Below are 1,468 nucleotides of genomic sequence, written 5' to 3'. Positions count from 1 at the left end.
CTATGCCGGTGACACCCTGGCTGCGGCGCTGCTGGCCAACGGCGTGGATATCGTCGGGCGCAGCTTCAAGTACTCGCGACCACGGGGCATCTACGCCGCCGGGGCCGAAGAGCCGAACGCGGTGCTGCAGATCGGCGCCACCGAAGCCACCCAGATCCCCAACGTGCGGGCTACCCAGCAGGCGCTGTACGGCGGCCTGGTCGCCACCAGCACCAACGGCTGGCCGAGCGTGAACACCGACGTCATGGGGATTCTCGGCAAGGTCGGCGGCAAGCTGATGCCGCCGGGCTTCTACTACAAGACCTTCATGTACCCGCAATCGTTCTGGATGACCTACGAGAAGTACATCCGCAAGGCGGCGGGCCTCGGCCGGGCGCCGCTGGAAAACGATCCGGACAGCTACGACTACATGAACCAGCACTGCGACGTGCTGGTGGTCGGCGCCGGCCCCGCCGGCCTGGCCGCGGCATTGGCGGCGGCGCGCACCGGGGCGCGGGTGATCCTCGCCGATGAACAGGAAGAATTCGGCGGCAGCCTGCTCGACAGCCGCGAGAGCCTGGATGGCAAGCCGGCGGCCGAGTGGGTCGCCAGCGTGATCGCCGAGCTGAAGAAACTGCCGGAAGTGACCCTGCTGCCGCGGGCCACGGTCAACGGCTACCACGACCATAACTTCCTGACCATTCACGAGCGCCTGACCGACCATCTGGGTGATCGCGCACCGATCGGCCAGGTACGCCAGCGCATGCACCGGGTTCGCGCCAAGCGTGTGGTGCTGGCCACCGGGACCCACGAGCGGCCGCTGGTGTACGGCAACAACGACGTGCCGGGCAACATGCTCGCCGGTGCGGTGTCGACCTATGTGCGCCGTTACGGCGTGGCGCCGGGCAAGAAGCTGGTGCTGTCGACCAACAATGATTATGCCTACCGGGTGGCGCTGGACTGGCTGGATGCCGGGCTGAAAGTGGTGGCCGTGGCTGATGCACGGCACTCGCCGCGTGGTGCCCTGGTGGAGCAGGCCAGAGCCAGGGGGATTCGTATCCTGACCTCCAGTGCTGTCATTGAAACCCGTGGCAGCAAGCGGGTGACTTCGGCACGCATCGCGGCCATCAATGTGAAGGCCCACAGCGTGACCAGCCCGGGGGAGTGGCTCGATTGCGACCTGGTCGCCAGCTCCGGCGGCTACAGCCCGGTGGTGCACCTGGCGTCGCACCTGGGTGGCAAACCCGTCTGGCGTGAGGATCTGCTGGCTTTCGTGCCAGGCGATGCACCGCAAAAACGTGTGTGCGTGGGGGGCGTCAAGGGCGTGTTCTCGCTGGTGGATGTGCTCAGCGACGGTTTCGATGGGGGCATTTGTGCCGCTGTCGAGGCCGGCTTCAAACCCGTCAGGAAGACCGTGCCCAAAGCGATCAAATACAAGGAAGAACCCACCCTGGCGCTGTTCCACGTGCCCCACGAAAAATCCACCGCC

General features: G+C 66.3%; 1 protein-coding gene. It reads left to right on the top strand.

The genetic code is table 11. The features are described from left to right. A partial coding sequence (locus F2S13_RS29025; RefSeq protein WP_166367317.1) for a 2Fe-2S iron-sulfur cluster-binding protein occupies positions 1–1,468 on the top strand: 1,468 nt, incomplete at both ends.

The organism is Pseudomonas akapageensis, assembly GCF_011355085.1.
Classification (GTDB): Bacteria; Pseudomonadota; Gammaproteobacteria; order Pseudomonadales; family Pseudomonadaceae; genus Aquipseudomonas; species Aquipseudomonas akapageensis.
Note: the sequence above shows the minus strand (reverse complement) of the source record. Positions and strands in the feature narration are given on the sequence as shown.